Below are 26392 nucleotides of genomic sequence, written 5' to 3' on the forward strand. Positions count from 1 at the left end.
GACCTCTCCCGCCATGATTTCGATAAATTGATTGTATCGGCAATTCCTAGATTAGGAAAGCGGTCAAGTCGCACTTACACATATCATTCGTTCCGCCCCCCCGATATCAGGGGGTCTGAAATCCGGGCCGAAAGAAAAAAGACTGCCGCAGGAGCAGTCTTTTTGTTCAGGCTTGCTTTTTTCTGTCGTTTTTCAGTCCGATAAGGACACCGACAACAGCGATCAGCAACAGTACGGACCAGAAGATAACTTTCCAGACTGTGGAGTGAGGGAAATGCGGATCGATAATCTGGAGTTCCTCGTGGCCGAGTGTCAGGACAACAAGTTTCACCCCGACCCAGCCGACGATCATGAACGCTGCACCCTCCAGTGCAGGATAGCGGTCCAGCAGCCGGACAAACCAAGTTGCTGCAAACCGCATGATGATCAATCCGATTACACCGCCAAAGAACATCACGGCAAACTGCCCACCGTTGATTCCACCGATATGGAAGTCACCCAGTTCCGGCAAAGTGACGGCAATCGCTACGGCTGCCAACATCGAGTCAATGGCGAATGCAATATCCGCCAGCTCAACTTTCAGGACGGTCATCCAGAAGCCGGACTGTTTTTTCGGTTCTTTTAGATCGTCCTCTTCTTCTCCATGTTTTTTCCTCATGTCATACAGGTTCTTGGCAGAAATAAAGAGCAAATAGGCTGCACCCAGCGCCTGGATCTGCCAGATGTCCACAAGGATCGTAATCATGAACAATGCCGCAAAGCGGAAGACAAAGGCTCCAAGGAGCCCGTAGAACAGAGCCTTTTTCCTTTGCAGGTGTGGCAGATGCTTCACCATCACCGCCATGACGACCGCATTATCCGCTGCAAGCAGGCCTTCAAGGACGACAAGGACGATAAGCACCCATGCGTATTCGAGTAAGATGGCTTCCAAGTTGTTCCCTCCTTTTTTTGGAAAACAAAAAGACCTTTACCCCGAAAAAAGGGCAAAGGTCTTGCTAAGCCGACATCCGGTCATTCCCGGATTCTGGCTATCATAACCGATGGCAATGCCATGTAATGACGATTATGAAATAGGTTTCCCTATAGCTACTCCCCTTTGACACTAAGTCAAAGATCATTTAGTTTTCCCGGAAGTTATTGTATCACAGTATTCGTTCATTTGTCTCCGATTTTCTCTGCTTCCTCGTCTCCCGGTCAAACAAACTGTAAACGACCGGAACAATGTAGAGTGTCAGCGCAGTCGAACTGATCAGTCCTCCGATGACCGCGATTCCCATCGGCCGGTTGATCTCTGTGCCCTCACCGATTCCAAGAGCAAGAGGCAGGAGGCCGAGAATGGTCGTGAGTGCTGTCATCAGAATCGGTCGCATACGGTCCTTGACTGAAACGGTGATGGCTTCAAGGGACGGCATCCCTTCTTGTTTGCGCTGGTTGATATAGTCGACGAGAACAATCCCGTTATTCACCACGATCCCGACCAGGATCAGAATCCCGATGACCGAGGAAACGCTGATCGGCGTATTCGTTGCGAACAGGCCGAGGGCCACTCCGATGATCATAAGCGGCACCGTGAACATAATGACCAATGGGTACTTGAACGATTCAAACTGGGCAGCCATGACGATATAAACGAGGACGACCGCGAGAATGACCGCCATGAGCATGTCATCAATCGCATCTTCGAACAGTTCGCGATCACCGCTATAGGAAATGTCGGTTTCTTGTGGAAGATCCGCTTTTTTCAGTGTATGTTCCACGTCCCCTGTGACTTCACCAAGTGTGCGCGAAGACTCGTAGTGGACAGTGAAGCGCACCGCGTTTGCCTGGTCGACCCGGCGGATGGCAGCCGGGCCCTCTGCAATCTCAATTTCCGCCAGGCTCGCGAGCGTGACGAAAGAACCGGACGGCGCACGGAGTTTTAACTGCTCCAATGCTTCAACACTGTCGAGATTGCCGCCGGTCCTGATCCGGACGGCGTGTACGTCGCCTTCCTCACCGACAATCTGTGTCGCGTCCACACCCCGGGTCATATCGTTGACTGTGGAAGCAATCTGAGCCGGCGCAAAACCGTTTGCAGATGCCGCATTGCGGTCAACCTCGATCAGAATTTCCTCCACACCTTCTGTCAGGTCATTGGTGACATCGGTCACACCTTCGATCTTTGACAGATGGTCCACTGCTTGTGCCGCAACAGCTTCAAGACGGGATTTATCCGTATCCGACATCGTAAAGGTCAGCGTGTTTGGCGAGGAACCGGCCGCCGTCTGCAAGTTGAAGGTGATTTCAGTGTCTTCATCCGCAAGCTTCCGGATATCCGGCTGGACGTCATCGACAAACTCGAATACCGAACGGTTGCGGTCGGCAAGCGGTTTGAGCTTGATATAGAGCTCACCTTTATCCGCCTCTCCCGTTCCCTGTGCGAGTCCCTGCTGAGTACCGCCTGTGAGACTGACATAAACGTCCACGTCCGATTCTTTCTTCAGTCGTTCTTCAATTTGCCGGATTACGTCTCCGGTGGCTTCCGAAGAAGCGCCATCCGGAAGATTGACCGAGATGCTGACGAACCCCTCATCCGTTGCGGGGAGGAATTCGGTTCCGACCCTGTACAATCCGAAAGCACCTGCCACCAGCAGTAGTGCCGTCAATCCGAGGACCATTTTCCGGTGTTGGAGGGACCAGGTCACCGAGCGCTCGAAATTCCGATAGGACTTTGAACGCCTGCGCCTCGTTTCCAAGTCCCGTTTCGGTTTTTTCAGCATTCGGGAAGCCATCATCGGAATGACGGTCAGCGCAACAAACAACGAAGCAAGCAAGCTGAAGGAAATCGTCAATGCAAATTCCGTAAAGATCCGGCCGATCAGGCCGGAGATGAAGATGACCGGCAGAAACACGGCGATGGTCGTCAGAGTGGATGCGGTAATGGCCCCGCCCACTTCTTTCGTGCCGTCAAGAGCGGCCTGTTTCCGTTTTTTCCCCATCGCCAGATGCCGTTCGATGTTTTCGATCACGACAATCGAGTTATCCACAAGCATCCCGATTCCCAGCGCCAATGCACCAAGTGTCAGGATATTCAGTGCGAAGTCCGCAAAATACATGAGGACAAACGTGACGATGACCGAATAGGGAATAGCCACACCGATGATGATCGGGCTCCTCACCGACTTCAGGAACATGAATAGGACGAGCATGGCGAAAATCCCGCCGAGGATCAGGGATTGGCCGATATTGCCGATGGCCAGCTGAATGTAATCTCCCTGGTCAAAGAGGATGTCGGCAGTGACTCCCCCGAATTCCGGCTGGCCGAGCAGATGGACCAGAGACTCCTTGAATGATGTGGAGACATCCGCTGTGTTCGCACCGGATTCCTGCAATACGGACATGATGACTGATGGCTCATCATTGGTTCTGGTTTCCATCTCTCCGTCATCTGCGGCCAGGTTCACTTCTCCGATATCCGAGACCTTGATTTCCTTGCCGTCCAGCGGATTGACAGTCAGGACAAGTTCTCTGATGTCTTCCGGCGAGGCAAGCGTGCTGATAATCCGCGTCGTCAGTCGTTTGCCGTCTTCCGTTTCAACCGCCTCTCCCGGCAGGGAAATATTATTGGCCTGGATAGCCTGTACGACATCCTGCTGTTCGAGACCGTATTCCTCAAGCTTTCCGGGATCAAGGACAATCTGTACGTCCTCGACAAGCGAGGAAGAGACGGTGACGCTTGCGACCCCTTCCGTCCTTCTCAGTTCTGTCTCGAGCTTTTCCGCAATTTCCCGAATATCTCCTGTTTCCCCGTCCGAGCGGAGAGACAGCTGGATCACCGGAAATTGTGACGGATCAAACTTCATGAACTGCGGTTTTCCGGAATCGTCCGGAACAGGGGTCTGGTCGATTCGCTGAAGAACATCCATCTGGACGTCATCGATCTCAGTTGACCAATCAAACTGGAGGAAGATGAGGTTCGCGCCTTCCTGCGAGGTTGATTGGATGGAATCCAGACCCGGCAGCGTGGACAAACTGTTCTCGAGCGGCTTGGTGACTTTTTCGCTCACTTCTTCCGGACCCGCCCCCGGATAACTCGTCACCACGACCGCAACTGGCGGATTCAGTTCGGGTATGAGCGTCAGCGGAATCTTTATGAATGAAACAATCCCCAAAATGAGCACCAGTAGCATGGTCACGGTCGTAAAGACCGGCCGCCTGATGGAAAAACCGCTAATCTTCATCCTTTTTTCCCCTTTTCAAAAAGCTATATCCATCATACCGGAACTGAAGCCCTCCCTTCAATGTCCGGCTATTCCTTCTGTCCCCGGCCATCCAAAACAAACGGCAGCCGTGCCGGCTCCTTTCAGGGCCGGCCAGCTACCGTGTGTGGATATCCTGCGGAAGGGTCAGAGAAGGCTGAATAGCCTGATGTCCTGATGCTTATCCTGGAACCAGCGGAGGGCAAAGTCGTTTTCGAAGAGGAAGACGAGCTTGTCGTAGCGGTCCTTGACGAGCATGGCACGCGGCCCGGTCATGGATTCCTTCACATCTCCTTCATTTTCGATCCAGCGGGCGACTTTCTGGCCGATATGCTGGATGACCACTTCGGAATTGTATTCATTCTTCATGCGGTGTTCGAAAACTTCGAACTGGAGCTGCCCGACCGCTCCGAGGATGACTTCTTCGGTATAAAGCGTCTTGTAATACTGAATGGCACCTTCCTGTACAAGCTGCAAGATCCCTTTGTGGAAGTGCTTGGATTTCATGACGTTCTTCGGGGACACTTTGACGAATAGTTCCGGTGTAAACTGCGGGAGCGGTTCGAAGGCGAAGTTCCCCTTGCCGCCCGTGATCGTGTCGCCGATCTGATAGTTGCCCGTGTCATAAAGCCCGATAATATCGCCCGCAACCGCGATATTGACTGTCTCCCGGTCATCCGCCAAGAACTGTGTGGACTGGCTGACTTTAAAGGTCTTTGGAATCCTGGGGACGGTCACCTGCATCCCCCGGTCGAATTCTCCGGAAACGATCCGGACAAATGCAATCCGGTCGCGGTGCGCAGGATTCATGTTGGCCTGGATCTTAAAGATGAAGCCGGTAAATTCTTCATCATACGGACTGACACTGCCGCCGTCCGCCGTGTTCCGCGGTTGCGGTGCCGGCGCAAACTGCAGATAGGTTTCAAGGAATGTCTGCACGCCGAAGTTCGTCAATGCAGAACCAAAGAACACAGGCGTGAGCTCGCCACGCCGCACACGCTCTTCATCAAAATCGTTCCCCGCCTCGTCCAACAGCATGACGTCCTCCAAGGCCTGCTGGAAATAAGATGAATCCTGGATCGGGTGAGGAGTGGCCAAATCGCCCTCTTCACCGACTTCAAGATATCGGCCTTCTCCTTCTGTCCGCGCGAGTTCAACCCGGCGGTTGTGACGGTCATAGATTCCCATGAATTCCTTGCCCATCCCGATCGGCCAGTTCATCGCATAGGACTCGATGCCGAGCACTTCCTCAAGCTCTTCCATGAGCTCGAGCGGTTCTCTGCCCTGGCGGTCGAGCTTGTTGATGAAGGTGAAGATCGGAATGCCTCTCATCCGGCAGACTTTAAACAGCTTGATGGTCTGAGGCTCGATGCCCTTTGCCGAGTCGACCATCATGACAGCCGAATCGACGGCCATGAGGGTGCGGTAGGTATCTTCACTAAAGTCTTCATGGCCCGGCGTATCCAAAATATTGACCCGTTTTCCGTCGAAGTCGAACTGGAGTACCGAAGAAGTGACGGAAATGCCCCGCTGCTTCTCAATTTCCATCCAGTCGGATGTGGCGAATTTGCCGGACTTTTTTCCCTTTACCGTACCCGCGTCCCGTATAGCACCCCCAAAAAACAGGAGCTTCTCGGTCATCGTGGTCTTCCCGGCATCCGGGTGGGAGATGATCGCGAATGTCCTGCGCGATGCGATCTCTTGTTTTAATTGGTCTTCCATTTTTTCATTTCTCCTCATCTGTTTCAGCTTTTTCCCATCATAGGGACCGAAAAGCGCATTTCAAGCGATATTCAGAAAACAGCCGGAAAGGCGAACCTTTCCGGCCGAGTTTACCCGTCAATTTCCGGGTTAGTCCCGGGCGCCTGCCTTTCGCCCGAATTTCTTCTCCGCCTCATCCAACGCGATTTGCGCGTCGCTGTGCGGGTATTTGGTATTCCCGATAATCTGGAAGTCTTCATGGCCCTTTCCTGCGAACAGGATGATGTCGCCTTCGCCCGCGACCTCCACAGCATGGCGGACCGCTTGTTCCCGGTCGCCGATGCAGGCATAGTTTTCATGTGTCATGCCTGCGGCAAGCTCGGTGGTGATGGATTCATAATCCTCGTGCCTAGGGTCATCCGTCGTGAGAATGACGTAATCCGCAACCGATGCCTTTTCCGCCATGGCCGGCCGCTTTGACCTGTCCCGGTTGCCGCCCGTGCCGACAAGGAAGATGAGTTTGTTTTTCTTGTATGGAAGGACCGAAGCAATCGCTTTTTCGATGGCATCCGGCGTATGCGCATAGTCAATATATATGGTAAGCGGCAAGTCCGTCTCCACCCGCTCCATGCGCCCTTTCACGGCAGGCAGCCCGCCGAGTCCGGCAATAATTTCATCGAGCCCGAGGCCGTATGCATAAAGTGCGGCAACGGAAGCCAATGCGTTGTAGACATTGAACCCGCCGATCAGGTTCATCGCGACCTGCCGCTCCCCTTCGGGCGTATCCATCAGGAAAACGGTGCGGCCGGCCTCCAGCCGGATGTTGCGTGCCCGGAACATGGCCTCAGAGTCCACAGCGTAAGTAAGTACAGGGTGCGGCGTCATCTGCCGGTACCGGTCCGACCACGGATCATCCGCATTCAGGACTGTGAACTTCGGCTTGGATGTATCCTGGCCGAGTTGCGCGAACAACAGCCCCTTTGCATATCCGTAATGCTCCATCGTCCCATGGTAGTCCAGGTGGTCGTGAGTCAGGTTCGTGAAAACGGCTATGTCAAATTCGGTGCCGGACAGTCGCCCTTCGACAAGGCCATGGGAAGAGACTTCCATCGTCATCGCCTCGCACCCTTCCGCAGAGGCCTGACGGATCATCCGCTGTGTAGTGAGGGCATCGGTCGTTGTGTTGGCCGACTCATAAAGCACACCATTCAGGTTGAAACCGATCGTGCCTGAAGAAGCGGACTTCCGGCCGCTGCTCCGGAGAATGCCATCAATGATATTGGCGACACTGGTCTTGCCGTTCGTGCCGGTGACGCCGATCATGCGGACCGACTTGGACGGGTGTCCGAAGAAGGCGGAGGCGAGCAGCCCTTCCGCACGTGCCGTATCATCCGTGATGACTACGGCTGCCCTGTCCGGATCGGCCTCGACCCGCTTTTCCGCAATGATGAGTCTTGCGCCGGCGGCAAGTGCCTGGGGCACATAGTCATGCCCGTTCACGGTGTATCCGTTTATGCAGATAAAAGCACCGCCCGGCTGGACCGCTCTGGAATCGGTCGTGATGTCAGTGATCTCCGCGGGGAGCGTCCCGATCACTTTGCTGAACGGTAGATATGCCAGCAGTTCTGTTGTTTCCATGTCGTTTCCTCCTCAGTCTTCCGCAAGCGGCGAAAGAATGTAAGCCCTCAGCAGGCCGGCCGCCGCTACGAGGGAATCCGTATGCGTCCTCTCCAGTGCATGGGACGATTCGATTCCCGGGCCGAAAAGCGCGTGCCTGACGTCAAAGCCTGCGCGAATGGCCGCCGAGGCATCCGAGCCGTAATAAGGGTAGATATCTAGCTTGTGCGGAATGCCTTCCTTTTTGCAAAGATCGGCCAGATGACGGGTCAGGCCGTAATGGTAGGGCCCGCTCGAATCCTTCACGCAGATCGACACGGTATACTCGTCGGAAGCCTGCCCGTCTCCGATGGCGCCCATATCGAATGCAATGTACTCAGTCGTGTTTTGCGGAACCGAAGCATTGCCTCCGAAGCCGATCTCTTCATTATTAGAGATGTAAAGGTGCAGGGTATGCGGAAGTTTTATGCCGCTCTCCTTCAGCCTTGACGCAAGCTCCAGCAAAAGTGCCGTGCTCGCTTTGTCGTCGAGGTGGCGGGACTTGATGTAGCCGCCGATCCTTTCAAAACGCGGGTTAAACGAAACAAAGTCTCCCACCTCGATGCCGAGCGCCCGTGTGTCTTCTGCGCTGACGCTCCGCTCATCCAGCCGCACCTCGATGTTGTCGCTGCTCCGCTCCGCTTTGGCGGAATCCCGATACACATGAACGGTCGTCTGGTGCATCAAGATGGTTCCGCGAATTTTTCTGCCGTCCGCCGTATGGACAGTGCAGTACTCCCCTTCGGCGGCATTCCAGTTGAATCCGCCGATCTTATCCAGTTTCAGCCGACCGGAAGACTTTACTTCCTTGACGATTGCGCCGAGCGTATCGATGTGTGCCGTGATCAGCCGGCTTCTGGTATCATCTTCTCCGCGGAATGTGGCGATGACGGCCCCCTTGTTTGTGCGGGTCAGTTCCGCCCCGCTTTCAGCAAGATAGGTTTCCGCCAGCTTCATGGCATCTTTCGTATAGCCCGAAGGACTCGGTGTATTGACGAGTTCTTCCAGAATCTTGATTGAATCTTCAATGTCAAAAGGTATGTTCATGTGTGTATCCCCCCGACTGGAAAAGTCCAGCTTTCATTATACGCCTACATGGGGTGTGCGTCACGAATCGCCGGCATCATTTCAGGAATCGTTTGATCAGTTTGAGCCGGTTGCCGTATGGCGGGAATGCTACCCTGACCGGGAAGGCCGTTGCCCGCTTCAGGATCCCTTTTTCATGAGTGAATGCGTCGAACCCGTATTTGCCGTGATAGCTGCCGATTCCTGACGGGCCGGCACCGCCGAACGGAAGCGCCGTATTGCCGACATGGGAAAGGGCATCATTGATGCAGCCGCCGCCGAACGGCAACTCGGAAAGAAAATGATCCATCGCAGCCCGGTTCTCCGAAAACAGGTAGGCAGCCAGCGGTTTTGGACGCTCGCGGATCGAACGGATCACCGCAGTCAGGCTTGAATAGCCATAGACCGGCAGAATCGGGCCGAAAATCTCTTCTTCCATCACCCGGCTTCCGGCAGGCGGACTGTCGACCACGGTCGGCTCCATGTAACGGGTATCGCGGTTCATCCGGCCGCCCGAAACAATTCGGCTGCGCTCTTCATCGAGCATCTCCCTCAGCCTGTCAAACTGACGCTCGTCAACGATCCTCGCATAATCGGGTGATTTCTCAGGGTCCCCGCCATAAAAGCTTCTGATCGCCTCTGTGAATTCTTCTAAAAAGGCATCCTTGACGGTGTGGTGCACGAGACAATAATCGGGTGCAACGCACGTTTGCCCGGCATTTGTGAATTTTGCCCAAGCAATCCGCTCCGCAGCTGTCCGCAGGTCTGCAGTCTGGTCGACGATGGCCGGACTTTTCCCGCCCAACTCAAGGACGACAGGCACAAGCCGCTCGGCTGCAGCCTTCATGACGATCGACCCGACTTTTGCACTGCCCGTGAAAAACATGAAGTCAAACGGCGCGTGGATCAGCGCTGATGTCTCTTCCTTGCCGCCTTCCACGACTGCCACGAATTCTGCGGGAAAAGTCTCTGCAATCATTTCACGGATGACAGCAGACACGTTCGGTGTCGTCTCGGAAGGTTTCAGGATGGCCGTGTTTCCTCCTGCTATCGCTGCAGCGAGCGGTTCGATGACAAGCTGGAACGGATAGTTGAACGGACCGATGATCAGCACGGTTCCCCATGGTTCCCGGATGACGAAGCTTTTACCGGGCTGGAAATGAATCGGCGTCTTTTTCGGTTCCGGCTTCATCCATTCTTCAAGGCTGGATGCCATTTCCCGGATACTGGATAAGACAAACCCGATCTCCGTCATATAAGATTCAAATTCACTTTTGCCAAGATCCTTCACCAGAGCATCCGAGATGTCTTTTTCCCATTTTCGGATCGCACGGTGCAGATCCATCAGCCGGTCTTTTCTGAATGCGGCCGATTTCGTCGTGCCGGTCCAATAAAAACTCCGTTGCCGGGCAACCATGCTTCCGGCCTGCGCCTCCGTAAATGCCATCGCCAACCACTCCTTTCATTCTTTCTTCATCTTATCGCCGGCAAGCACGGATATCAAAACATAAACCGGGACAACCTATACCTCTCCAATGGTCTCATCTGTTTGTTAAATTTTTTTGAAGCTCATAAACGGCCGCCGACTCGGGCAACCTTTGGATATGGGCAGGAAAATGGTTACCTGTCCAACATGCAACCCGGTCGACAGACGGTGAATATCGCACCTTACAGTTTCATAGCTCCTCTTTCCCGGTTAGATAGAAAAATAGGTCTTCCGGCTTGTTTTGTTCCTCACTCTGTTTCGGAATCCGATCATGCGGGGTATAGAAGGTCAAACAACGAAAAGATCAAGGAGGAAATGACATGATGAAACAAGAACAATGGTGGGATCACATGTTTACAGGAAATCTTGAGATGGGACTGAATCGGGAGCGGATCACGGAGCTTGAAGAAGAAAACTTCCTTTACTTCTCCGAAGCAGAAGAATCCGTCCCTCAGGAGCAATAACTTCGTGACCATGCGATATTTGCCGTCAGCCGGTGAACATGCAGAGCATACATAAGGACCGTCCACCGTACATCAAGACGCGGGGACGGTCCTTATCCGTTTACCTGAATTCTGAAAAGTTTTATTTTGCGGATTGCGTTGACTTTCCTCTTCTCCCCTTGTATTATTGTAAATGTGCTTGAGAGAACAACAAGCCAACATCCCAGATTTGATTCCGTAGCTCAGCTGGGAGAGCGCTACCTTGACAGGGTAGAGGTCGCTGGTTCGAGCCCAGTCGGAATCATCACAAACCGTCCGGCCCTTATCGGGGACCGGACGGTTTTTCTTTGTTTCATTCTCTCCCGCAGGCTATGATGGTGGGAGAACATCAACACATGCCCTTCCCTCTCTAATGATGGCGAACTTCCGGATTTCCCGTATAATAGTCATAGATAACCAGCCGGAAAAAATATAGACCAGTGAGGAATCCAGAATGAATGACCAACTGACCCGCGAAGAAATGCAGCAGACCATCGACCATCTCAGGAAACAGGTCGAGGAACTGGAAAACCTGATCGGCCAGATCATGGTTCCGATCATCCCTTCCATTATGCCGGATACCATCCTAGTCCCGTTTGCCGGGGAACTGACTCCCGAATTTTCACAGGACGTTGTATCCAAAGTACTGAATCATGTCGCTGCCACCGGCACACAAATCGCGATTCTTGACTTTACCGCTCTGTCCATCGAAAAGTCGGAAAGCCTCTCGGTTTTCGGAAGAGCGATCGAAGAACTGTCGGCTTCGCTCAGCCTGATGGGTATTGAAGTGATCACTGTCGGCTTCACTCCGCATTTCGCGCGCGAAGTGGCCTTGTCCGGACTGCCATTCGTCAATAAGCTCAAGTCGTTTACGACGTTCCGCTCCGCGTTGCAGCATTTAATGAAGGAACGGGGCATGGAACTGACGGGTGCAACCAAATAAGCCTAAAAAGAACCCCTGCAGATTTTTTCTGCAGGGGTTCCTGGCTTATGCGACGACTGCCTCTTTTTTTCCTTTGTTACGTGTCATGACCTGGACAGCCAGAAGGATGGAGAACAGAACAAGCCCAAACACATCCGTCATGCCTTCCGGGAAGATCAGCATCCCTCCCGCCAGGAGAGCGAGCAGGCGTTCCAGCCAATTCAGCTTACGATACCAGAATCCGACGAATCCGGCACCGACTGCGAGCATGCCGGCAAACGCGGTTGCAGTTACCCAGATGATTTCAATAACACTTGCGTCAATCATCAACATCGCAGGGTTATAAACAAACATATACGGGATGATAAATGCCGCGATGGCAAGCTTCGCCGCATTGACACCGGTCCGGATCGGATCCCCTCCGGAAATGCCGGAAGCCGCAAATGCTGCAAGAGCGACCGGTGGTGTAATGTCCGCGATAATGCCGAAGTAAAACACAAACAGGTGCGCAGATAGTGCCACGACAACCGGTACGGCGGCGCCGGTCGGCTCATCGATCATCAGCAGGGCAATTACTGCCGGAGCAGCGATCGTCGAAGTGATGACATAGTTTGCGGTTGTCGGTGAACCCATCCCCAGAACGATGGCCGCAAGCATCGTGAAGAAGAGGGTCAGGAAAAGGTGGCCGCCGGAAGCGGAAATCAGCCCGTTGGCCAGGCTGAGGCCGAGACCGGTCTTGACGACGACCCCAACAATGATACCGGCACATGCCGTCGCAGCCGCGACGGCAAGCGCTGTTCGAGCTCCGTCGACAAGCGCATTGATCATGTCCTTGAAGTTCAGTCGGGTCTCTTTGTCAAACGCACTGACAATAATCGTCAGGACAATCCCCCACAGCGCTGCTTGCATCGTCGGAATGCCGACCAGCAGGAAGATGATGATGCCGAGTATTGGTGTCAGCAAATAAATTTTCTTCAGGACTTCTTTCCGGTTCGGAAGCTGATCATCCGAAAGACCCGAAAGTCCCACACGCTTGGCCTCGAAGTGTGTCATGATCCAAATCCCGGAAAAGTAAAGCAACGCCGGAATGGCGGCTGCTTTCGCAATTTCCCAATAAGTGATCCCGCCGATAAACTCAACCATAAGGAAAGCTGCCGCCCCCATGATTGGAGGCATCAGTTGCCCGCCTGTGGAGGCCGAGGCTTCCACGGCTCCCGCGAACTCTTTTCGGTAGCCGAGCTTTTTCATCATCGGAATTGTATAGGACCCTGAAGTGACGACGTTGGCAACGGAGCTTCCGGAAATCGTTCCCTGCAGCGCGCTTGAGAAGATTGCGACTTTTGCCGGGCCGCCTGTAAGCTTTCCTGCCAGAGCGACAGCCAAGTCATTAAAATACTGGCCAACGCCCGTCTTGACTAGAAAAGCGCCAAATAGGAGGAAGACAAAGATGAACGTTGCCGATACCCCGATCGGCGTGCCAAGCACCCCGTCTGTCGTATAGAACATCAGCTGTGAGAGTGCCGTCAGGTCTTGTCCCCGGTGAGCAAGGAATCCCGGCCAATACGGACCGGTGAATGCATAAAACAGGAATGCCGAGGCGATAATCGTGATTGGCAGGCCGACCGCACGGCGCGAGGCTTCCAGCGTCAAAATAACAGCCAGGATGGCGACCGCCATGTCAAGGTCGGTCACTCTTCCCACTCGCAAGACCAATTGATCGTATTGCAGCGGCCAGTACAAACCGACACCGACAGATAAAAGCGCCAGGATGACATCATAGAACGGGACCCTGTCTTTTTTGGCTGATTTCCTGCGAAACGGGAACAAAAGAAAAATAAGTGACAGGGCGAAGCCAAGGTGGACCGAACGCTGGATATACGCTGTATATTGGCCGAAAATTGCCGTGTACAGTTGGAAGATCGAGAAAGCCAGAAGACCGAAGAAAACGATTTTCTTCATGACCCCCCGTACGTCCCGCGTGTTCGACTCGGGATCATATTTTTTCAGCAGCTCCTGCTGTTCCTCTTCGGACAACTGATGATGCCCACTGTCTTGCATTGTTTTGTCATCCGCCATTCGTATTCACTCCTTTCAAGAACTCCAGTAGTGACAACTTTCTTACCTCGAACTGGTAAGAGGACCCACGGTCGAGAAGCTTCTTTAGGTCGTAGACGCGACCATCATACCGGAATTCCAAATCCGTATCGATGTCCGCCACATAGAGGACAAATGAGTCCAACATGCGGTTTTCGTATTCCAGTGTATATCGGCCGTCTTCAGCGGTGAACGTCTCCCCTTCTTCCGCATGGCCGGGCAAGCCGATGGCCAGATCCTCATATTCCATCTTAAGAAGACGGATTTTGCGGTCTTTGGTGACTTCATAGGTTTCAATCACATCCGACAGATGGATTGAATGGGTGTACCGGATGACGAACCGGTCACTGTCCGACTGCCGTATGTAATGAATGGCCGGCGTTTCTGAGCGGGTCTCCGTAAAGACGAATGAATCAGCAATCGGCACATTCATGACGGCAGCCAAAACAGCTGCAATCATTGCAGCGCCAATCGCTTTGCGCATCACAGTCCCTCCTTTGAAGACGCCCACCGCCAAAAGAACAAAGTGAAGCGATGAAGCCCGGCTTCATCGCTTCACTGCATGTCACGGCGAAATCATTTGCCGTTCACTTCATCAAAGTATTTCTGTGCACCGGCGTGTACTGGAATACCGATGCCTTCAAGGCCTTTTTCAGCTTTGATCAGCTCACCTTTGGCATGTGTGATCTTATCTGTGTTTTCATAGATAGCCTTCGTGATGTCATAAACGACATCATCGGGAATATCATTCTGGATGACGAGCATCGCGCCAACGGATACTGTCGGTACATCTTCAGTCAGGCCGTATGTACCGGACGCAATGGTATCTTTCGCATAGTACGGATATTTCTCGATCAGTTCATCCGCTTTGGCATCCTCCACCGGCACGATATAGACCTGCGTCGTGGCGTTTAGTCCTTCAACTGCTCCAGTCGGTGTACCGGAAGTGATGAATGCCGCGTCAATCTGGCCGGACTGAAGGCTTTCTGTAGATTCGCCGAAATCAAGGTTCTGCTCATCGATGTCATCCATTGTGAGTCCATGGATCTCAAGGAGCTGCTCCGCGTTAGCATACGTACCGGAACCCGGTGCGCCGACAGAAATCTTCTTGCCCTTCAGATCGTCATAGGACTTGATGCCGGACTTTTCAGTCGTCACAAGCTGGATGGTTTCCGGATAAAGCGCACCGAGCGCGGAAACGTTGTCGATTGCCTGTCCGTCAAACATCAGTTCACCTTTGTTTGCATAGTAGGCGATATCCGTCTGGACAAATGCGATTTCAGCTGTGTCGTCGGCCAGGGCTGTCATGTTGGCTGCAGATGCCTGGGAGCTTTCCGCGGTTGTCTTGATGCCCGTCTCATCCGAGATGAACTCTGCGAACGAGCCGCCGAGCGGATAGTAGGTGCCCTGCGTGCCTCCAGTCAGGATGCTGAGGAACTTGATATCGCTGTTGCTTTTATCTTTTCCGCCCTCACCGCTGTCGCCGCCATCGGCATTATCGCCGCCCCCGCAAGCCGCCAGCATGAATAGCGAAATGATTCCGATGAATGCCAAGAATCGGAATTTCTTTTTCATGGTGATCCTCCCCTTCTCTATTTAGTTGGCCATACTAGTTTTCATTCTACTGAGACTATTTTCGCATGTCAACGCTTTCTTGTAACCGCTTCACCGATTATTTCGCACCATCCACATTGCTTTCCGGCGCTGTTTCTTCCGGAGGCAGGGCCTTGAACGTTTTTCCTTTCTCCTCAAGATCACGGGTTCTGTGGGCGATCCGGGAAGAGGCACACGCAGCCACGCTTGCGACAAGGTCGTCAAGGAATGTATGAACACCGATTCCTTTTTTGGTATCCAGATGGTTAATGACACCGATCTTGTTTTTGTCCAGATGACCGAATGTGGTCACCGCGATGCTGCCGTACGTATAAACTGCTCCAAGTGCGATCGTTTCATCGACCCCGAAAAGGCCTTCATCCGAATCGACGATTGACTGGAGCGGCTCTGACAACTGCTTTTTTTCCGCCAGGACATCCAATTCGATGCCGACCAAAAGCGCATGCTGCACTTCCCGCTTTTGAAGAACGCTTTCCACCGATTCGATGCAGTGGGCAAGCTGCAGGCCATCATTGTATGGCGCCTGCATCTCATAGACGATTTTGGCAATGGACTCGATACTCACGCCGCGGCGGGTCAGTGCATCTTTAGCAGCCTTTGTTACTGTGGCGGACGGGACTTTCCTGTTATGGTCAAACATGACAATCTCCCCTTTCTTTGTTGGACGCATGCACACATTATACCTGTAATATTCAGTATGCTACAATTTAATCTATACGTTCCATAAGGAGGACACGGCTTGAAAAAAGGACGCATCAACGAATTGACATTACATAGCGAAGCTCTCGGCGAAGAGATGGAACTGCTTGTCTATCTTCCGGAGAACTACTCCGACCTTTACAAACACTCGGTGCTGATTGCATCGGACGGAAAAGACTATTTCCAATATGGCAGGATGACGAGGCTTCTGGAAAAACTCTACTTAGAGGATGCAATCGAGCGGCTCATCGTCGTCGGCGTTCCCTATAAGAGTGTCAGCGAACGGAGACGGATGTATCATCCGGATGGCGACCGGAACCGCGATTACATCCGGTTTATCGCCCACGAACTCGTGCCATACATCGACTCGGTGTTCCCGACTTACCAGATGGGGGCCGGCAGGGGCCTGATCGGCGACTCCCTTGCGGCAACAGTTTCACTGATGACCGCCTGCAAATATCCAAACAGTTTCGGCAAAGTTGTCTGCCACTCCCCGTATGCGGACAATCAGGTCATGGCGGCTGTCGAATCCGTATCGGATCCCGCGGCCTTCGACATCTATCAGGTCATCGGAACCGGCGAGACGGAAGTCCCGACTACCACCGGTGAAATTGACGATTTTCTGAATCCCAACCGAAAATTAAGGAACTTGATCGAGAAAAAAGGGTTTTCGTCATTCTATGAAGAATTTGATGGTAAGCACACCTGGAAGTATTGGCAGCGCGATCTCGAACGCGCCATCAGGTTTGCTTTCGGAAAGTGAAGATTAACCAATCGGCGAACTTTCTGATATCCTTAAGGGAGAACATACAAAGGAGGTCTTCGCATGAAGTACGGAATTGTCGCATTCCCTTCCAAAGAATTACAGGACAGGGCCAACACATACCGCAAGCGCTATGATGCACACTACGCACTGATCCCGCCCCATATGACTATCTTGGGCCCATTCACGCTTGAAGGGAAAGACATGAAGGAGGCTGCCGACGAATTACTGCGGGTTGCAGCCAAACAAAAACCGTTCGAGCTGAAAGTGATGAAAGCCAGCACATTCGCACCGATCACAAACGCAATCTACCTCAAGATCGATCCGAATGATGAAATCCTTGCACTGCGTGAGGCCCTCAGTCTCGATTTCATCAAGAGCACTGAAAACCATCAGTACGTCCCCCACATCACGATTGCCCAAAAGATGTCGGATGGCGAACATGACGACATCATTGGCCAAGTGAAAATGGATAACTTCCAGCATAGCGAAATGATTGATCGTGTCCACCTCCTTTACCAGCTTGAGGACGGTTCTTGGACTGTCTACGAAACCTTTACACTGTCTGGAGATGAGTGAGCGATGGTCAGCCTGAAGCTCGCTACGACGGAAACAGAGCGTGAGGATGCCTTTGCCGTCCGCAAGGCGGTTTTTGTAGAGGAACAGGGCGTGCCGATCCATATCGAGCTGGATGATTTGGATGAAGAGGCCGTTCACTTTATCGCCTACGACGAAGAGCGTCCGATTGCTGCCGGCAGAATCCGGGACATCGGTGACGATGTCGGCAAAGTCGAGCGGGTCTGTGTCCTCCCCGAATACCGGGGCCGACACCTTGGCCAGCAAATGATGGTTTTGCTGGAGGAGCATGCACGAAAAGCCGGTCTCTGCAAAATCCGGCTGAACGCACAAAACCATGCCGTTCCGTTCTACGAGAAAATCGGCTATGCCGTCACATCTCCGGAATTTATGGACGCCGGCATTCCCCATCGCGTGATGGAAAAAACGATATGAATGTGAAAATCCGCGTCAGATATCTGGTCTGACGCGGATTTTATTATACAGTTCAGCCGTTTTTATCGATCATCCGCTGGATATCCCCTACATTCAGGGAATTGCCGTTTTTCAGGATGGATTCTGCAATCTGGTCTTCCAATTGTTTGGATACGTCTTTTTTCGCCAGTTTTCCGACTTTGCGGATGATTTTCCTGACTTGCCGCTCATCCTGGAAGTTGGCATGCTGGATTGCATTTGCCAGTGCAAACAGTTCATCCATCGAGACACCGGTCTTATTCTCGATTTTCTTGAAAAGCGACTCGTTCATCCCGTCTCCTCCTTAGCAGTTATAGCTTTTGCCGACGATGATCAGCAGGATGAACAGGATGACGATTAGCACGAACATTGAACCGCCATAGGACTTTCCGCCGTAGCCACCGCCACCGTGGCCGCCGCAGCCCCAGCCACCGCCAAAGCCGCCTCCGCCGCCGTAACTGTAACCGAACATTGCACTCCCCCCTTTCCTGTTCCTTGTAGAATATGGCCCCGGATCGATTGGCGGCAGGGCGCTTGCCCGGTTGGTTTTTGAATACAAAAAAGCCCATTGCCATTACGGCAATGGACTGCGGATCTATGGTCGGCTTTTCGATCTGAACAGGAGCGAGGCGATGAAACCAAACAGAATAGCTGCGCTGATCCCCGAACTTGTCACTTCGAACATGCCGGTGATGACCCCGACAAGGCCGTGCTTTTCCGCCTCTTGAAGCGCGCCGTGCGTAAGTGAATTTCCGAAAGACGTGATCGGAATCGTTGCGCCTGCCCCGGCGAAGTCAATCAATGGCTCATAAAGTCCAAATCCGTCGAGTACTGCGCCAGAGACGACAAGAATACATAGCGTATGGCCGGGAGAAAGCTTCGCAACATCAAAGAGCAACTGTCCGATCACGCAGAACAGCCCACCTACGACAAACGCAATCAAAAAAGAAGCCATCATCTGCTCTCCCCCTCTCCCATCACCAGCTCAATTGCGTGACAGGTACACGGGATGCTCTCCCCCTGCTGGAAGGAAAGCGGGGAAAGAAGAGCGCCCGTCGCCATCAGGAGCGCACGCCTGTATTCCCCTTCCATCATCCGGTTATACACGTCTGAAAAGTAGACAGCCGCGGAACAGCCTGCTCCGCTTGCACCCGCAAAGAAAGACGGATCCTCTCCATAGAACTCTTTTCCGGCATCCCTCCAGCGATCTCCATCCACTGTATATCCGGATTCCGAGGCCATATTCCTGAACAGTTGAGTTCCGATCGCACCAAGATCCCCTGTGATGATGACATCATAATCCTCCGGTTCCGCTCCTGCAGCCTCAAGATGTCTCCGGAACGTATCAAATGCTGCCGGCGCCATGGCTGCGCCCATATTCAGCGGATCGGTCAGGCCATAGTCGACGACACGGCCAATCGTAGCTTGGCGGATTGACGGATAACCCTCCTCATGCGGGGTTACGGCAGCAATACCGGCGGCCGTTACAGTCCATTGGGCATTCTGCGGCTTCTGGAATCCATATTCGATCGGATACCTGAACTGCCGTTCGATGGCGTTGTGATGGCTGGCTGCACCTGCCAATACGAGCGTCGAGGCTCCTGCTTCCGATAGTAATGCGGCATAGGCCAAAGCGGATGTCGAGGTCGCACAAGCCGAAAATAGCCCCACATAAGGCAGGCCTGTCGTCGCGGCCGCAAAATTGGATGGGGTCATCTCATTTACAAGATCACCGCATACGAGATAATCTGCATCGCTGATCGTCTTTCCTGCCTTGTTCAGGGCAAGGCCGCACGCATCCTCGATCAGTTTCCTGTGGGCCTGCTCATTGGTCTTCTGGCCACACAGGTCCGAGTCGTACAGGCGGTCAAATTGCAGGCTGAACGGACTGTGTTTGTTTTCAGTTGGGCCTGCGGCCACTGCAACGGCGCGGATGGCCGGTCTGCTTCCGAATCGGATGACCCCCCTCGCTACCATCCGACCACCCCGAATTTCACGAGGATAGTCTTGATGAGGGCCACGACAAACGCAGAAAAGACACCAAACACAATGACTGACCCGGCCAGCTTAAACATGTTGCCTCCAACACCGAGCACATAGCCCTCCGTCCTGTGCTCGATTGCGGCAGAAATCATGGCGTTCCCGAATCCGGTCACCGGAACGGCCGAACCCGCCCCGCCAAACTGGGCGATCCGCTTGTATTTCCCGAATCCGGTCAGCAGCATGGCGATGAAAATCATCGTAGCGACCGTCGGATTGCCTGCTGTGCGCTCGGTGAAGTCAAAGAAGTACATATAAAAATACATGACTCCCTCTCCGATGGCACAGATGATTCCGCCTGTTAAAAATGCTTTCATCAAATTAAGGCCCAATGGCACCTTGGGCGTGACTTGCTGTTCCATCTGTGAATACGCCTGGCGGTCCATTACGTTTCTTCCTTCGAGAGAGATTTGATGGTTTCCACTTTTTTATGCAACTTATCTTCCTCCTCAAGCTCGTCCAGCTTGTCTGTCTCCCAGTAAATCTTTCGGTCTGCCGAAAGAGTGACGGTCTGGTCCGGAAACGCCTTTTCCATCTTTTTCGTCAGCTCTTCCTCGATCTTCGCCTTTGAGAAGCGGCTGAGGGGTCTGACTTCCACGACAACCAGAAGATCTTCTTGCACAAAGACCGCTACGGCTGACGTAATCCTGTCATCCTTCTCCTTGAGGACTTCCTCCACCTTTAGGCTTTCATCAGGCTTCCCTCCGGATACGCGGATTTCTCCGTTCCCGGCGCCGCAACCGGCCAGCAGCAGGCAGGCCGCCGCGATTGCCAACTTTCTTTTCAAGGAGCCACCTCCCGTTTTCCATGTAGTATGTCCGTCATTTTGTTCTGCTATGCAATCTGTGCATTCGCCCGGACACTCGTTTCCGGGGCGCATATGGTAGACAGAGATCAATAGGGAGGAGGTGTTCAGAAATGAGCTGCTGTGGTGATAAGAAAGACTTTACCGCCGGATCCTCTTCCTTCGACCACTGCTTGTGCGACGTAATCAAAGCCGTGAAGCACATCCAGGACGCAGGCACTGATGACAACTGCGAAGACTGCCCGACCAGCTGTTTCACAAAGCCGCTCGGTGGCCTTGCCAGCCCGACTGCTTTCAATACTCGGGTCATCAACCTGCTGACGAAGGATGGCACGCCATTCAAGGTGCATAAACCTGATTGCACAAAGTCCGGCACTCCGACGTATTCCTTCACTTGCTTCCGGGTCGAGAAAATCATTGGCGACTGCTGTGTAATGTTGCGCGCAGTCTTCAAGGATCCGAGCTCCACAACAAATCCTTGGAAAGCGACCGGGCTTTGCGTCACCGTCGATATCCGCTGCTTCTGCGGAATCATCTGCGTCGATGACGTATTTGTTGACTTGTGCCCGTACGACTGATCGCCGCCGCACCAAGTGTCCCGCCGTCCGGAATCATCCGGGCGGTGTATTTGTTTTAGGTTTGAAGACAAATTAAAAACGGAAAAAAGCTGGCGGATGGGCCGCCAGCTTCAGCTTGTTCATTTTTTTCAGTTCCCATACGGGAATGGTTTTCCTTTCCACCAGATGGCATCCAGCTCATCGACGGAAATTTCCATTTCGATTTTCTCTTCGCTGGTGCCTTTGACAGCGAATCTGCTTTTCTCTAGATTCAGGATTTCGCCATTGACTACTGTGCCGTCTTTTAAACGGAACTGGATCGGACGGTATACCTCCCGCTGGAACGGGCGGCACAGGAAGCGCAGCTGGGTGAGCAGTTTGGCTGTTTCTTCGGGGCGCTTTGGAAGTTCATAGACAGATGTGCTCTCATCTTCGCCGCCCGATTGAGCTTCCTCATCAGTCGTCTCCCGGCTATAGATCGGTTCTGTCACAAAGTAAACAGGTGGAGCATCCACGAACAGCAATGGCCATCCCTCTTTTTCCGCCATAGGCTCACATCCCTTTTTCCCCATCGTATGCCTCATGGCGCCCATTGGTCACAGTTGGGAAAGGAAGACCGTGGCCAGGCCAAGATAAATCAAAATACTGATGATGTCATTCAGCGTCGTGATAAATGGGCCTGATGCGACCGCCGGATCAATTTTCATTCGGTGCATCAAAAGCGGAATGAAGGAACCTGCCAATGTGGCTACAAAGATGGAACAGACAATCGCCACACCGACCAGCAGCCCCAGCACAAGTTCGTGCTTCCAAAAATAAATCAGCCCGATGACGAAGATGCCGCAGACCGTCCCCGTGATCAGGCCGGTCCCCGCTTCCCTCACCAGCAGTTTCACTCTGCTTTCTTCCTCAATGTCACCTGTCGCAATTCCTCTTACAGCAACGGCGAGCGCCTGTGTCCCGCTGTTCCCCGCCATCCCTGCAATGAGTGGGATGAAAACCGCAAGAAGCGCGACCTGGTCGAGGGTCTGTTCGAATCTTCCCATCAGATTGGCAGTCACCATTCCGAGAAATGTCAGCAAGATCAGCCAAGGCAAGCGCTTTTTGGCTGCTGCAATCGGATTCCGGTCGATGGTGTCCATATCCGAAACACCCGCAAGTTTGGAATAGTCGTCGGAGGCTTCTTCTTCAAGCACGTCGATGATATCATCCACTGTGATGATTCCGAGGAGGTGCTGCTGGAAATCCACTACAGGCATTGCCAGGAAATCATAGTCCTTCATCGTCCGGGCGACTTCCTCCTGATCATCACTGACCAGCACGCTCACAACACGTTCATTCATAATATCCGAAACAATCGCATTTTCATCCGTAATAATCATATCTCTCAGTGACACAACACCCGACAGACGGTTTTCATCATCTGTTACGAAAATATAATAAATCGTCTCCGCATCCGGTGCTGCGTTCCGGAGTATGGTCATCGCAGAACGGACCGTCGAATTTTCCGGGATTGTGACATACTCCGTCGTCATGATCGCACCGGCCGTGTATTCCTCATAATGCAGGAGGTCTTTGATTTCACCGGCGTCTTCGTCGTCCATGAGAGTCAGGTAAGTCAGGACCTTTGATTTATCCAGCTCATTCAGCACATCGACCGCGTTATCCGCGTACATGCCCGCAAACATATCCGCCGCGTATCGGGTGTCCATTTCACTCAGGTACGCGTCAAACTCATCGTCCGCAATCTCGGATACTTCAAAAATCTCCGCAAGTTCTTTCGGCGACAGAAATTCATACATTTTCCGGCGAAGTTCGGGCCCGGCTTTTTCATAGTATTTCGCCTGGTCATACGGGTGGCCTGCGAGGAATTCCTCCCTGAATGCCTCGGGATCCCCCTCCTCCAATAATCGGGTGACCAGATCCTCATCAATATAAGTTTCTTCCTGCTCATTCAGTGCTTCCGGCATGCCGGGCCCTCCTTTCAATCAATCCATCCGCAAATCTGCCCCGGCCGTGTTGGTGAATGGCTGTGCGGGGTAGACTCACAACAAGTCGTATTCTGAACATCAGTGCGGAATGGGGTGCTTTCTTGTTGAAGTTGGATATCTTCGGTGACCTTCACGGGTGCTATGACGAATTTCTTGAGCTGTTCGCAAAACTCGGCTACCACATGGAAAACGGGTGCTGCGAACATCCCGAAGGGCGATTGCCCGCCTTTGTCGGGGATGCGACGGACCGCGGCCCGAAATCGGTTGAAATGCTGAAGTTTCTATTTGGGCTCCAAGATGCCGGGCAGCTGATTTATTCCCCGGGAAATCATTGCAACAAACTTTACCGATACATGCTCGGCAACAATGTGCGGCAAAGGCACGGGCTGGAGACAACTGTGGCAGAACTCGGTGCTCTCTCAGGAAAGGAGCGGGAGCACATCCGCAAGCGTTATATCCGCTTTTACGAATCGCTCCCGCTCTATCAGATGCTGGATGATGGGAAACTGATCATCGCCCACGCCGGAATCCGCGAGGACCTGATCGGAAGGAAAGAAGGCAGCCGCTTGCGAACCTTTGTGCTGTACGGGGACATCACCGGCGAAACCCTGCCGGACGGCCGACCGGTAAGGCGGGACTGGGCTAGACAATATTATGGGAAGCCGTTCGTCGTATACGGCCATACGCCCGTTCCGGAATGCCGCTTTGTGAACAATACAGTCAACTTGGATACCGGCTGTGTGTTCGGCGGGAAATTGAGTGCCCTCCGCTACCCCGAAAAAACGGTGGTGAGCGTCCCATCCCGGCAACCTTTCCAGCCGGAAAAATTCAGCCAATTCGGCTGATTCCGCATCACCTGCTGAATCCGGCAACCGCAAGCATGTCTTCGGGAACCGGACTGCAGACCTCAATCGGCGCACCAGTAAGCGGATGACTGAATGATAGCCCGGCACAATGGAGCGCCTGGCGCCCGATTCGCTCTGCGTTGCCGCCGTACAGCGTATCCCCTTCAAGCGGGTGTCCGATATGGGCAAGGTGTACTCGGATCTGATGGGTCCTGCCCGTATGAAGGATCACAGAAAGCCGGGTGAATTCCTCGCCGCGGGTCCCGGTTGTTTCCAATACACGGACTTCGGTGATGGCCCGCAGACCGTCGGGCCGCACCATCCGTTCTATGATGCTGCCTTCCCTTCGTCCGATCGGCTCATCGATAAAAAATTTGCGGTTGCTGAACATGCCGCGCACAATCGCTTCATATCGTTTGAGAACGCCGCCCGCCTGCATCTTCCCGGACATGAGATGATGGATGTGGCGGTTCTTTGCGATACAGACAATCCCGGAGGTATCCCGGTCAAGACGGGTGACGACATGTACGGTCGCCGGCGTCCCCTCCGCACGGAATTTACCGGCAACAAAGTTGGCGAGCGTGCCGGACGGCACATCCCTCGACGGAATGGTCGCCTGTCCGGACGGCTTATCCAGAATCAGGACCGATTCGTCCTCGTATAGCACACAAAGCTCGCCATCCTCTGGAATAAGCCCTTTCGCCGGCTTTTCCGGCGGAAAAATGACAGTGACCACATCCCCGGCCTGGAGTTCTTGCCGCACCGTCTTTTCCTCTCCATTGACCAAAATTTCGCCGCCCTTGTATTTGACTGCGGTCAGTGTCCTTCGGGAAATACCGCTTTCCGCCAAGAAGTCCCGTAATCCGACACCATCCGCCTCTGCGGTGAACGAAAGCCTGAAACGGTTGTCAGAGGACATCGCTGTCGATGAAGGAGTCATGGACCCGCTTCCAGAACGGGAAGGGACGGAAACGAGCGAAGCGCACCCGTTCATCCGCAACCCGGTAGCTGATCGTCTTGACGTCCTTGTGCAGGAGATGCAGATGGTCGACCGTCACCATGAAATCAGGCCCTTTCACCGGCTTCAATACACAAGTATGATGGGCCGGGAGGACGAGCGGCGATCCGACAGTCCGGAACACCCGGTTGTTGATGGAGGCCATTTCTGTCAACTGCATGGCCGGCAGCGCAGGATGGATGATCGCCCCGCCGAGCGATTTGTTGTAGGCTGTGCTGCCGGAAGGCGTCGAGACGCAAAGTCCGTCACCACGGAAACGTTCGAACGGCATCCCGTTCAGTTCAACGTCCATGACAAGTGTGACATCCGGTGATTTGACGGTCGACTCGTTCATCGCCAGGTAAACCGCATCGTTCATATCATTGCGATACTGGATGGCCACTTCCAAAAGCGGATATTCAATTACATCAAAGTCATGCTTGGCGATTGAAATCACCAATTTTTCAATTTCCGGTGGCTGCCAGTCGGCATAAAAGCCGAGATGACCGGTATGCACACCGACGAATGCCGTATCCGCCAGCCGGTCCCGGTATCGGTGGAAGGCATGGAGGAGCGTTCCGTCTCCACCGATCGTCAGGACGATTTCCGGTTCCTTTTCATCGTACACAAGGCCGAAATCGTTCAAATACTGTTTGGCTCGTGTTGCGAGATCATTGGACAGATCATCGCCCCTCGATTGAATCGAATACCTCATCGATCGCCGCCTCCTTTACCGGATTCCCCCAGATTATCCCTTGCGTCTCCTTTGTACGTACTGAAATAACGCTGGGCTTCTTGGATCTCATCCCGGATTTTCGACATCTCTTCATCAAGCGAAAATGCCGCCTCGGCCGCACTCTGGAGACGCACTTTGATCTCCTCGGGGAAATCCCCCTTATATTTATAGTTCAGTGAATGCTCGATTGTCGCCCAGAAATTCATCGCGAGCGTACGAATCTGGATCTCAACGAGAATTTTGATTTCGCCATGAATGGTCTGGACCGGATATTCGACGATCATATGATAAGACCTGTATCCGCTCGGTTTATTTTTCGAGATGTAGTCACGTTCTTCAGTAACAGTCATGTCCTTTCGCTGCCGGATGCTTTCGACGACCACTCCGATATCATCGACAAACTGGCACATAATACGCATGCCTGCTATGTCCGGAATCTCCGTGGCCAGCAACTCCGAAGGTTCGAATGGAATGCCTTTTTCCAACGCCTTGTCGTAAATACTTGGAAGCGGCTTGACCCGCCCCGTCACAAACTCGATCGGCGCGTGCTCAATTTCCGTAGCGAATTGTGCCCGCATGCCTTTTAACTTGATCTTCAGTTCATCGACCGCCTGCTTGTACGGCTCGAGAAACCGTTCCCATTGTCCCATTGTTCAATCCCCCGTTCGGTCA

The 26392-nt window shown here is 53.2% G+C and carries 28 protein-coding genes and 1 tRNA gene; 8 read left to right on the forward strand and 21 right to left on the reverse strand.

Going from position 1 to position 26392, the window contains the following annotated elements:
• Positions 1-166: 166 nt before the first annotated feature.
• The 6 genes from BLT01_RS06350 to BLT01_RS06375 form a co-directional block, all read right to left on the reverse strand.
• Complete coding sequence (locus tag BLT01_RS06350) at positions 167-931, reverse strand: TerC family protein (protein ID WP_092095945.1); 765 nt, start codon at positions 929-931, stop codon at positions 167-169.
• A 211-nt stretch (positions 932-1142) separates the two neighbouring features.
• The gene (locus BLT01_RS06355) at positions 1143-4220 is read right to left on the reverse strand and encodes an efflux RND transporter permease subunit (RefSeq protein ID WP_092095947.1); all 3078 of its coding nucleotides are present in this window, start codon (positions 4218-4220) and stop codon (positions 1143-1145) included.
• Between the two features lie 165 nt (positions 4221-4385).
• A complete protein-coding gene (locus BLT01_RS06360; protein ID WP_092095949.1) occupies positions 4386-5960 on the reverse strand; it encodes a peptide chain release factor 3 in 1575 nt (524 codons plus the stop codon).
• 129 nt (positions 5961-6089) lie between these two features.
• The gene (locus tag BLT01_RS06365) at positions 6090-7577 is read right to left on the reverse strand and encodes a UDP-N-acetylmuramoyl-L-alanyl-D-glutamate--2,6-diaminopimelate ligase (protein ID WP_092095952.1); all 1488 of its coding nucleotides are present in this window, start codon (positions 7575-7577) and stop codon (positions 6090-6092) included.
• 12 nt (positions 7578-7589) lie between these two features.
• A complete protein-coding gene (locus BLT01_RS06370) occupies positions 7590-8642 on the reverse strand; it encodes a M42 family metallopeptidase (protein WP_092095955.1) in 1053 nt (350 codons plus the stop codon).
• Positions 8643-8718: 76 nt separating this feature from the next.
• Positions 8719-10107, reverse strand: a complete 1389-nt coding sequence (locus tag BLT01_RS06375; RefSeq protein WP_092095958.1) for an aldehyde dehydrogenase — start codon at positions 10105-10107, stop codon at positions 8719-8721.
• A 359-nt stretch (positions 10108-10466) separates the two neighbouring features.
• Here BLT01_RS06375 and BLT01_RS15210 point away from each other — a divergent pair, with 359 nt between their 5' ends.
• From BLT01_RS15210 to BLT01_RS06385, 3 genes are all read left to right on the forward strand, one after another.
• Complete coding sequence (locus BLT01_RS15210) at positions 10467-10610, forward strand: hypothetical protein (RefSeq protein ID WP_176765069.1); 144 nt, start codon at positions 10467-10469, stop codon at positions 10608-10610.
• A 210-nt stretch (positions 10611-10820) separates the two neighbouring features.
• Positions 10821-10893, forward strand: a tRNA-Val gene (locus BLT01_RS06380).
• A gap of 189 nt (positions 10894-11082) precedes the next feature.
• On the forward strand, positions 11083-11571 hold the full coding sequence (locus BLT01_RS06385) for an STAS domain-containing protein (RefSeq protein ID WP_092095961.1): 489 nt from the start codon (positions 11083-11085) through the stop codon (positions 11569-11571).
• Between the two features lie 45 nt (positions 11572-11616).
• On the opposite strand, the gene BLT01_RS06390 is transcribed toward BLT01_RS06385, so the two are convergent.
• The 4 genes from BLT01_RS06390 to BLT01_RS06405 all read right to left on the reverse strand — a co-directional run bounded on the left by BLT01_RS06390 (position 11617) and on the right by BLT01_RS06405 (position 15898).
• On the reverse strand, positions 11617-13626 hold the full coding sequence (locus tag BLT01_RS06390; protein ID WP_092095964.1) for a TRAP transporter permease: 2010 nt from the start codon (positions 13624-13626) through the stop codon (positions 11617-11619).
• Complete coding sequence (locus tag BLT01_RS06395) at positions 13616-14128, reverse strand: DUF1850 domain-containing protein (protein ID WP_092095967.1); 513 nt, start codon at positions 14126-14128, stop codon at positions 13616-13618. The genes BLT01_RS06390 and BLT01_RS06395 overlap by 11 nt, the downstream gene beginning before the upstream one ends.
• A 92-nt stretch (positions 14129-14220) precedes the next feature.
• On the reverse strand, positions 14221-15219 hold the full coding sequence (locus BLT01_RS06400) for a TAXI family TRAP transporter solute-binding subunit (protein WP_092095970.1): 999 nt from the start codon (positions 15217-15219) through the stop codon (positions 14221-14223).
• Between the two features lie 97 nt (positions 15220-15316).
• Positions 15317-15898, reverse strand: coding sequence for a phosphatidylglycerophosphatase A family protein (locus tag BLT01_RS06405; RefSeq protein WP_092095973.1), 582 nt, complete (start codon positions 15896-15898; stop codon positions 15317-15319).
• A gap of 99 nt (positions 15899-15997) precedes the next feature.
• Here BLT01_RS06405 and BLT01_RS06410 point away from each other — a divergent pair, with 99 nt between their 5' ends.
• From BLT01_RS06410 to BLT01_RS06420, 3 genes are all read left to right on the forward strand, one after another.
• Positions 15998-16720 (forward strand): alpha/beta hydrolase, encoded by a 723-nt coding sequence (locus BLT01_RS06410; RefSeq protein WP_092095976.1) that lies wholly within the window; start codon positions 15998-16000, stop codon positions 16718-16720.
• Positions 16721-16783: 63 nt separating this feature from the next.
• Entirely contained in the window at positions 16784-17299 is a 516-nt protein-coding gene (locus BLT01_RS06415) for a 2'-5' RNA ligase family protein (RefSeq protein ID WP_092095979.1), read from the forward strand.
• Positions 17300-17302: 3 nt separating this feature from the next.
• On the forward strand, positions 17303-17731 hold the full coding sequence (locus BLT01_RS06420) for a GNAT family N-acetyltransferase (RefSeq protein WP_092095982.1): 429 nt from the start codon (positions 17303-17305) through the stop codon (positions 17729-17731).
• A 52-nt stretch (positions 17732-17783) separates the two neighbouring features.
• Here BLT01_RS06420 and BLT01_RS06425 read toward each other — a convergent pair whose 3' ends face one another.
• From BLT01_RS06425 to BLT01_RS06450, 6 genes are all read right to left on the reverse strand, one after another.
• Complete coding sequence (locus BLT01_RS06425) at positions 17784-18041, reverse strand: stage VI sporulation protein F (RefSeq protein ID WP_092095985.1); 258 nt, start codon at positions 18039-18041, stop codon at positions 17784-17786.
• 12 nt (positions 18042-18053) lie between these two features.
• Positions 18054-18221 carry a sporulation protein YjcZ gene (gene yjcZ, locus BLT01_RS06430; protein WP_092095988.1) on the reverse strand — a complete coding sequence of 56 codons (168 nt, stop codon included), beginning with the start codon at positions 18219-18221 and terminating at the stop codon, positions 18054-18056.
• A 123-nt stretch (positions 18222-18344) separates the two neighbouring features.
• Positions 18345-18707 (reverse strand): stage V sporulation protein AE, encoded by a 363-nt coding sequence (gene spoVAE, locus BLT01_RS06435; protein ID WP_092095991.1) that lies wholly within the window; start codon positions 18705-18707, stop codon positions 18345-18347.
• Positions 18704-19726: a beta-ketoacyl-[acyl-carrier-protein] synthase family protein gene (locus BLT01_RS06440; protein ID WP_092095994.1), complete on the reverse strand. Its 1023-nt coding sequence runs from the start codon at positions 19724-19726 to the stop codon at positions 18704-18706. The genes spoVAE and BLT01_RS06440 overlap by 4 nt, the downstream gene beginning before the upstream one ends.
• On the reverse strand, positions 19720-20175 hold the full coding sequence (gene spoVAC / locus BLT01_RS06445) for a stage V sporulation protein AC (protein ID WP_092095997.1): 456 nt from the start codon (positions 20173-20175) through the stop codon (positions 19720-19722). The genes BLT01_RS06440 and spoVAC overlap by 7 nt, the downstream gene beginning before the upstream one ends.
• On the reverse strand, positions 20175-20576 hold the full coding sequence (locus BLT01_RS06450; RefSeq protein WP_092096000.1) for a hypothetical protein: 402 nt from the start codon (positions 20574-20576) through the stop codon (positions 20175-20177). Before BLT01_RS06450 ends, spoVAC begins: the two co-directional genes overlap by 1 nt.
• A 131-nt stretch (positions 20577-20707) precedes the next feature.
• Here BLT01_RS06450 and BLT01_RS06455 point away from each other — a divergent pair, with 131 nt between their 5' ends.
• The gene (locus BLT01_RS06455; RefSeq protein WP_092096003.1) at positions 20708-21172 is read left to right on the forward strand and encodes a CotY/CotZ family spore coat protein; all 465 of its coding nucleotides are present in this window, start codon (positions 20708-20710) and stop codon (positions 21170-21172) included.
• A 128-nt stretch (positions 21173-21300) separates the two neighbouring features.
• Here the strand turns inward: BLT01_RS06455 and BLT01_RS06460 are convergent, their stop codons facing one another.
• Positions 21301-21699 carry a hypothetical protein gene (locus tag BLT01_RS06460; RefSeq protein ID WP_092096006.1) on the reverse strand — a complete coding sequence of 133 codons (399 nt, stop codon included), beginning with the start codon at positions 21697-21699 and terminating at the stop codon, positions 21301-21303.
• A gap of 48 nt (positions 21700-21747) precedes the next feature.
• Positions 21748-23121, reverse strand: coding sequence for a magnesium transporter (gene mgtE, locus BLT01_RS06465; RefSeq protein WP_092096009.1), 1374 nt, complete (start codon positions 23119-23121; stop codon positions 21748-21750).
• 125 nt (positions 23122-23246) lie between these two features.
• Between mgtE and prpE the strand changes: the two genes are divergently transcribed.
• Entirely contained in the window at positions 23247-23987 is a 741-nt protein-coding gene (prpE, locus tag BLT01_RS06470) for a bis(5'-nucleosyl)-tetraphosphatase PrpE (RefSeq protein WP_092096193.1), read from the forward strand.
• A gap of 7 nt (positions 23988-23994) precedes the next feature.
• Here the strand turns inward: prpE and BLT01_RS06475 are convergent, their stop codons facing one another.
• The 3 genes from BLT01_RS06475 to BLT01_RS06485 are packed head-to-tail and all read right to left on the reverse strand — an operon-like array spanning position 23995 to position 26370.
• Complete coding sequence (locus BLT01_RS06475; protein WP_092096012.1) at positions 23995-24927, reverse strand: RluA family pseudouridine synthase; 933 nt, start codon at positions 24925-24927, stop codon at positions 23995-23997.
• Positions 24896-25699 (reverse strand): NAD kinase, encoded by an 804-nt coding sequence (locus tag BLT01_RS06480; protein ID WP_092096015.1) that lies wholly within the window; start codon positions 25697-25699, stop codon positions 24896-24898. The genes BLT01_RS06475 and BLT01_RS06480 overlap by 32 nt, the downstream gene beginning before the upstream one ends.
• The gene (locus BLT01_RS06485) at positions 25696-26370 is read right to left on the reverse strand and encodes a GTP pyrophosphokinase (RefSeq protein WP_092096018.1); all 675 of its coding nucleotides are present in this window, start codon (positions 26368-26370) and stop codon (positions 25696-25698) included. The genes BLT01_RS06480 and BLT01_RS06485 overlap by 4 nt, the downstream gene beginning before the upstream one ends.
• Positions 26371-26392 lie beyond the last annotated feature (22 nt).

Origin of the sequence: Bhargavaea beijingensis, assembly GCF_900101985.1 — a bacterium.
GTDB classification, from domain to species: Bacteria; Bacillota; Bacilli; order Bacillales_A; family Planococcaceae; genus Bhargavaea; species Bhargavaea beijingensis.

Excerpts from the sequence above, each read along its gene's own strand:
- BLT01_RS06355 (WP_092095947.1), bottom strand. The coding sequence starts at position 4,220 with ATGAAGATTAGCGGTTTTTCCATCAGGCGGCCGGTCTTTACGACCGTG.
- BLT01_RS06370 (WP_092095955.1), bottom strand. The coding sequence starts at position 8,642 with ATGAACATACCTTTTGACATTGAAGATTCAATCAAGATTCTGGAAGAA.
- BLT01_RS06405 (WP_092095973.1), bottom strand. The coding sequence starts at position 15,898 with ATGTTTGACCATAACAGGAAAGTCCCGTCCGCCACAGTAACAAAGGCT.
- mgtE (WP_092096009.1), bottom strand. The coding sequence starts at position 23,121 with ATGCCGGAAGCACTGAATGAGCAGGAAGAAACTTATATTGATGAGGAT.
- BLT01_RS06415 (WP_092095979.1), top strand. The coding sequence starts at position 16,784 with ATGAAGTACGGAATTGTCGCATTCCCTTCCAAAGAATTACAGGACAGG.
- BLT01_RS06440 (WP_092095994.1), bottom strand. The coding sequence starts at position 19,726 with ATGGTAGCGAGGGGGGTCATCCGATTCGGAAGCAGACCGGCCATCCGC.
- BLT01_RS06480 (WP_092096015.1), bottom strand. The coding sequence starts at position 25,699 with ATGAGGTATTCGATTCAATCGAGGGGCGATGATCTGTCCAATGATCTC.
- BLT01_RS06475 (WP_092096012.1), bottom strand. The coding sequence starts at position 24,927 with ATGACTCCTTCATCGACAGCGATGTCCTCTGACAACCGTTTCAGGCTT.
- BLT01_RS06385 (WP_092095961.1), top strand. The coding sequence starts at position 11,083 with ATGAATGACCAACTGACCCGCGAAGAAATGCAGCAGACCATCGACCAT.
- BLT01_RS06365 (WP_092095952.1), bottom strand. The coding sequence starts at position 7,577 with ATGGAAACAACAGAACTGCTGGCATATCTACCGTTCAGCAAAGTGATC.
- BLT01_RS06395 (WP_092095967.1), bottom strand. The coding sequence starts at position 14,128 with ATGCGCAAAGCGATTGGCGCTGCAATGATTGCAGCTGTTTTGGCTGCC.
- BLT01_RS06400 (WP_092095970.1), bottom strand. The coding sequence starts at position 15,219 with ATGAAAAAGAAATTCCGATTCTTGGCATTCATCGGAATCATTTCGCTA.
- BLT01_RS06460 (WP_092096006.1), bottom strand. The coding sequence starts at position 21,699 with ATGGCGGAAAAAGAGGGATGGCCATTGCTGTTCGTGGATGCTCCACCT.
- BLT01_RS06420 (WP_092095982.1), top strand. The coding sequence starts at position 17,303 with ATGGTCAGCCTGAAGCTCGCTACGACGGAAACAGAGCGTGAGGATGCC.
- yjcZ (WP_092095988.1), bottom strand. The coding sequence starts at position 18,221 with ATGTTCGGTTACAGTTACGGCGGCGGAGGCGGCTTTGGCGGTGGCTGG.
- BLT01_RS06455 (WP_092096003.1), top strand. The coding sequence starts at position 20,708 with ATGAGCTGCTGTGGTGATAAGAAAGACTTTACCGCCGGATCCTCTTCC.
- BLT01_RS06425 (WP_092095985.1), bottom strand. The coding sequence starts at position 18,041 with ATGAACGAGTCGCTTTTCAAGAAAATCGAGAATAAGACCGGTGTCTCG.
- BLT01_RS15210 (WP_176765069.1), top strand. The coding sequence starts at position 10,467 with ATGATGAAACAAGAACAATGGTGGGATCACATGTTTACAGGAAATCTT.
- BLT01_RS06390 (WP_092095964.1), bottom strand. The coding sequence starts at position 13,626 with ATGGCGGATGACAAAACAATGCAAGACAGTGGGCATCATCAGTTGTCC.
- spoVAC (WP_092095997.1), bottom strand. The coding sequence starts at position 20,175 with ATGGACCGCCAGGCGTATTCACAGATGGAACAGCAAGTCACGCCCAAG.
- BLT01_RS06360 (WP_092095949.1), bottom strand. The coding sequence starts at position 5,960 with ATGGAAGACCAATTAAAACAAGAGATCGCATCGCGCAGGACATTCGCG.
- BLT01_RS06485 (WP_092096018.1), bottom strand. The coding sequence starts at position 26,370 with ATGGGACAATGGGAACGGTTTCTCGAGCCGTACAAGCAGGCGGTCGAT.
- BLT01_RS06375 (WP_092095958.1), bottom strand. The coding sequence starts at position 10,107 with ATGGCATTTACGGAGGCGCAGGCCGGAAGCATGGTTGCCCGGCAACGG.
- spoVAE (WP_092095991.1), bottom strand. The coding sequence starts at position 18,707 with ATGATGGCTTCTTTTTTGATTGCGTTTGTCGTAGGTGGGCTGTTCTGC.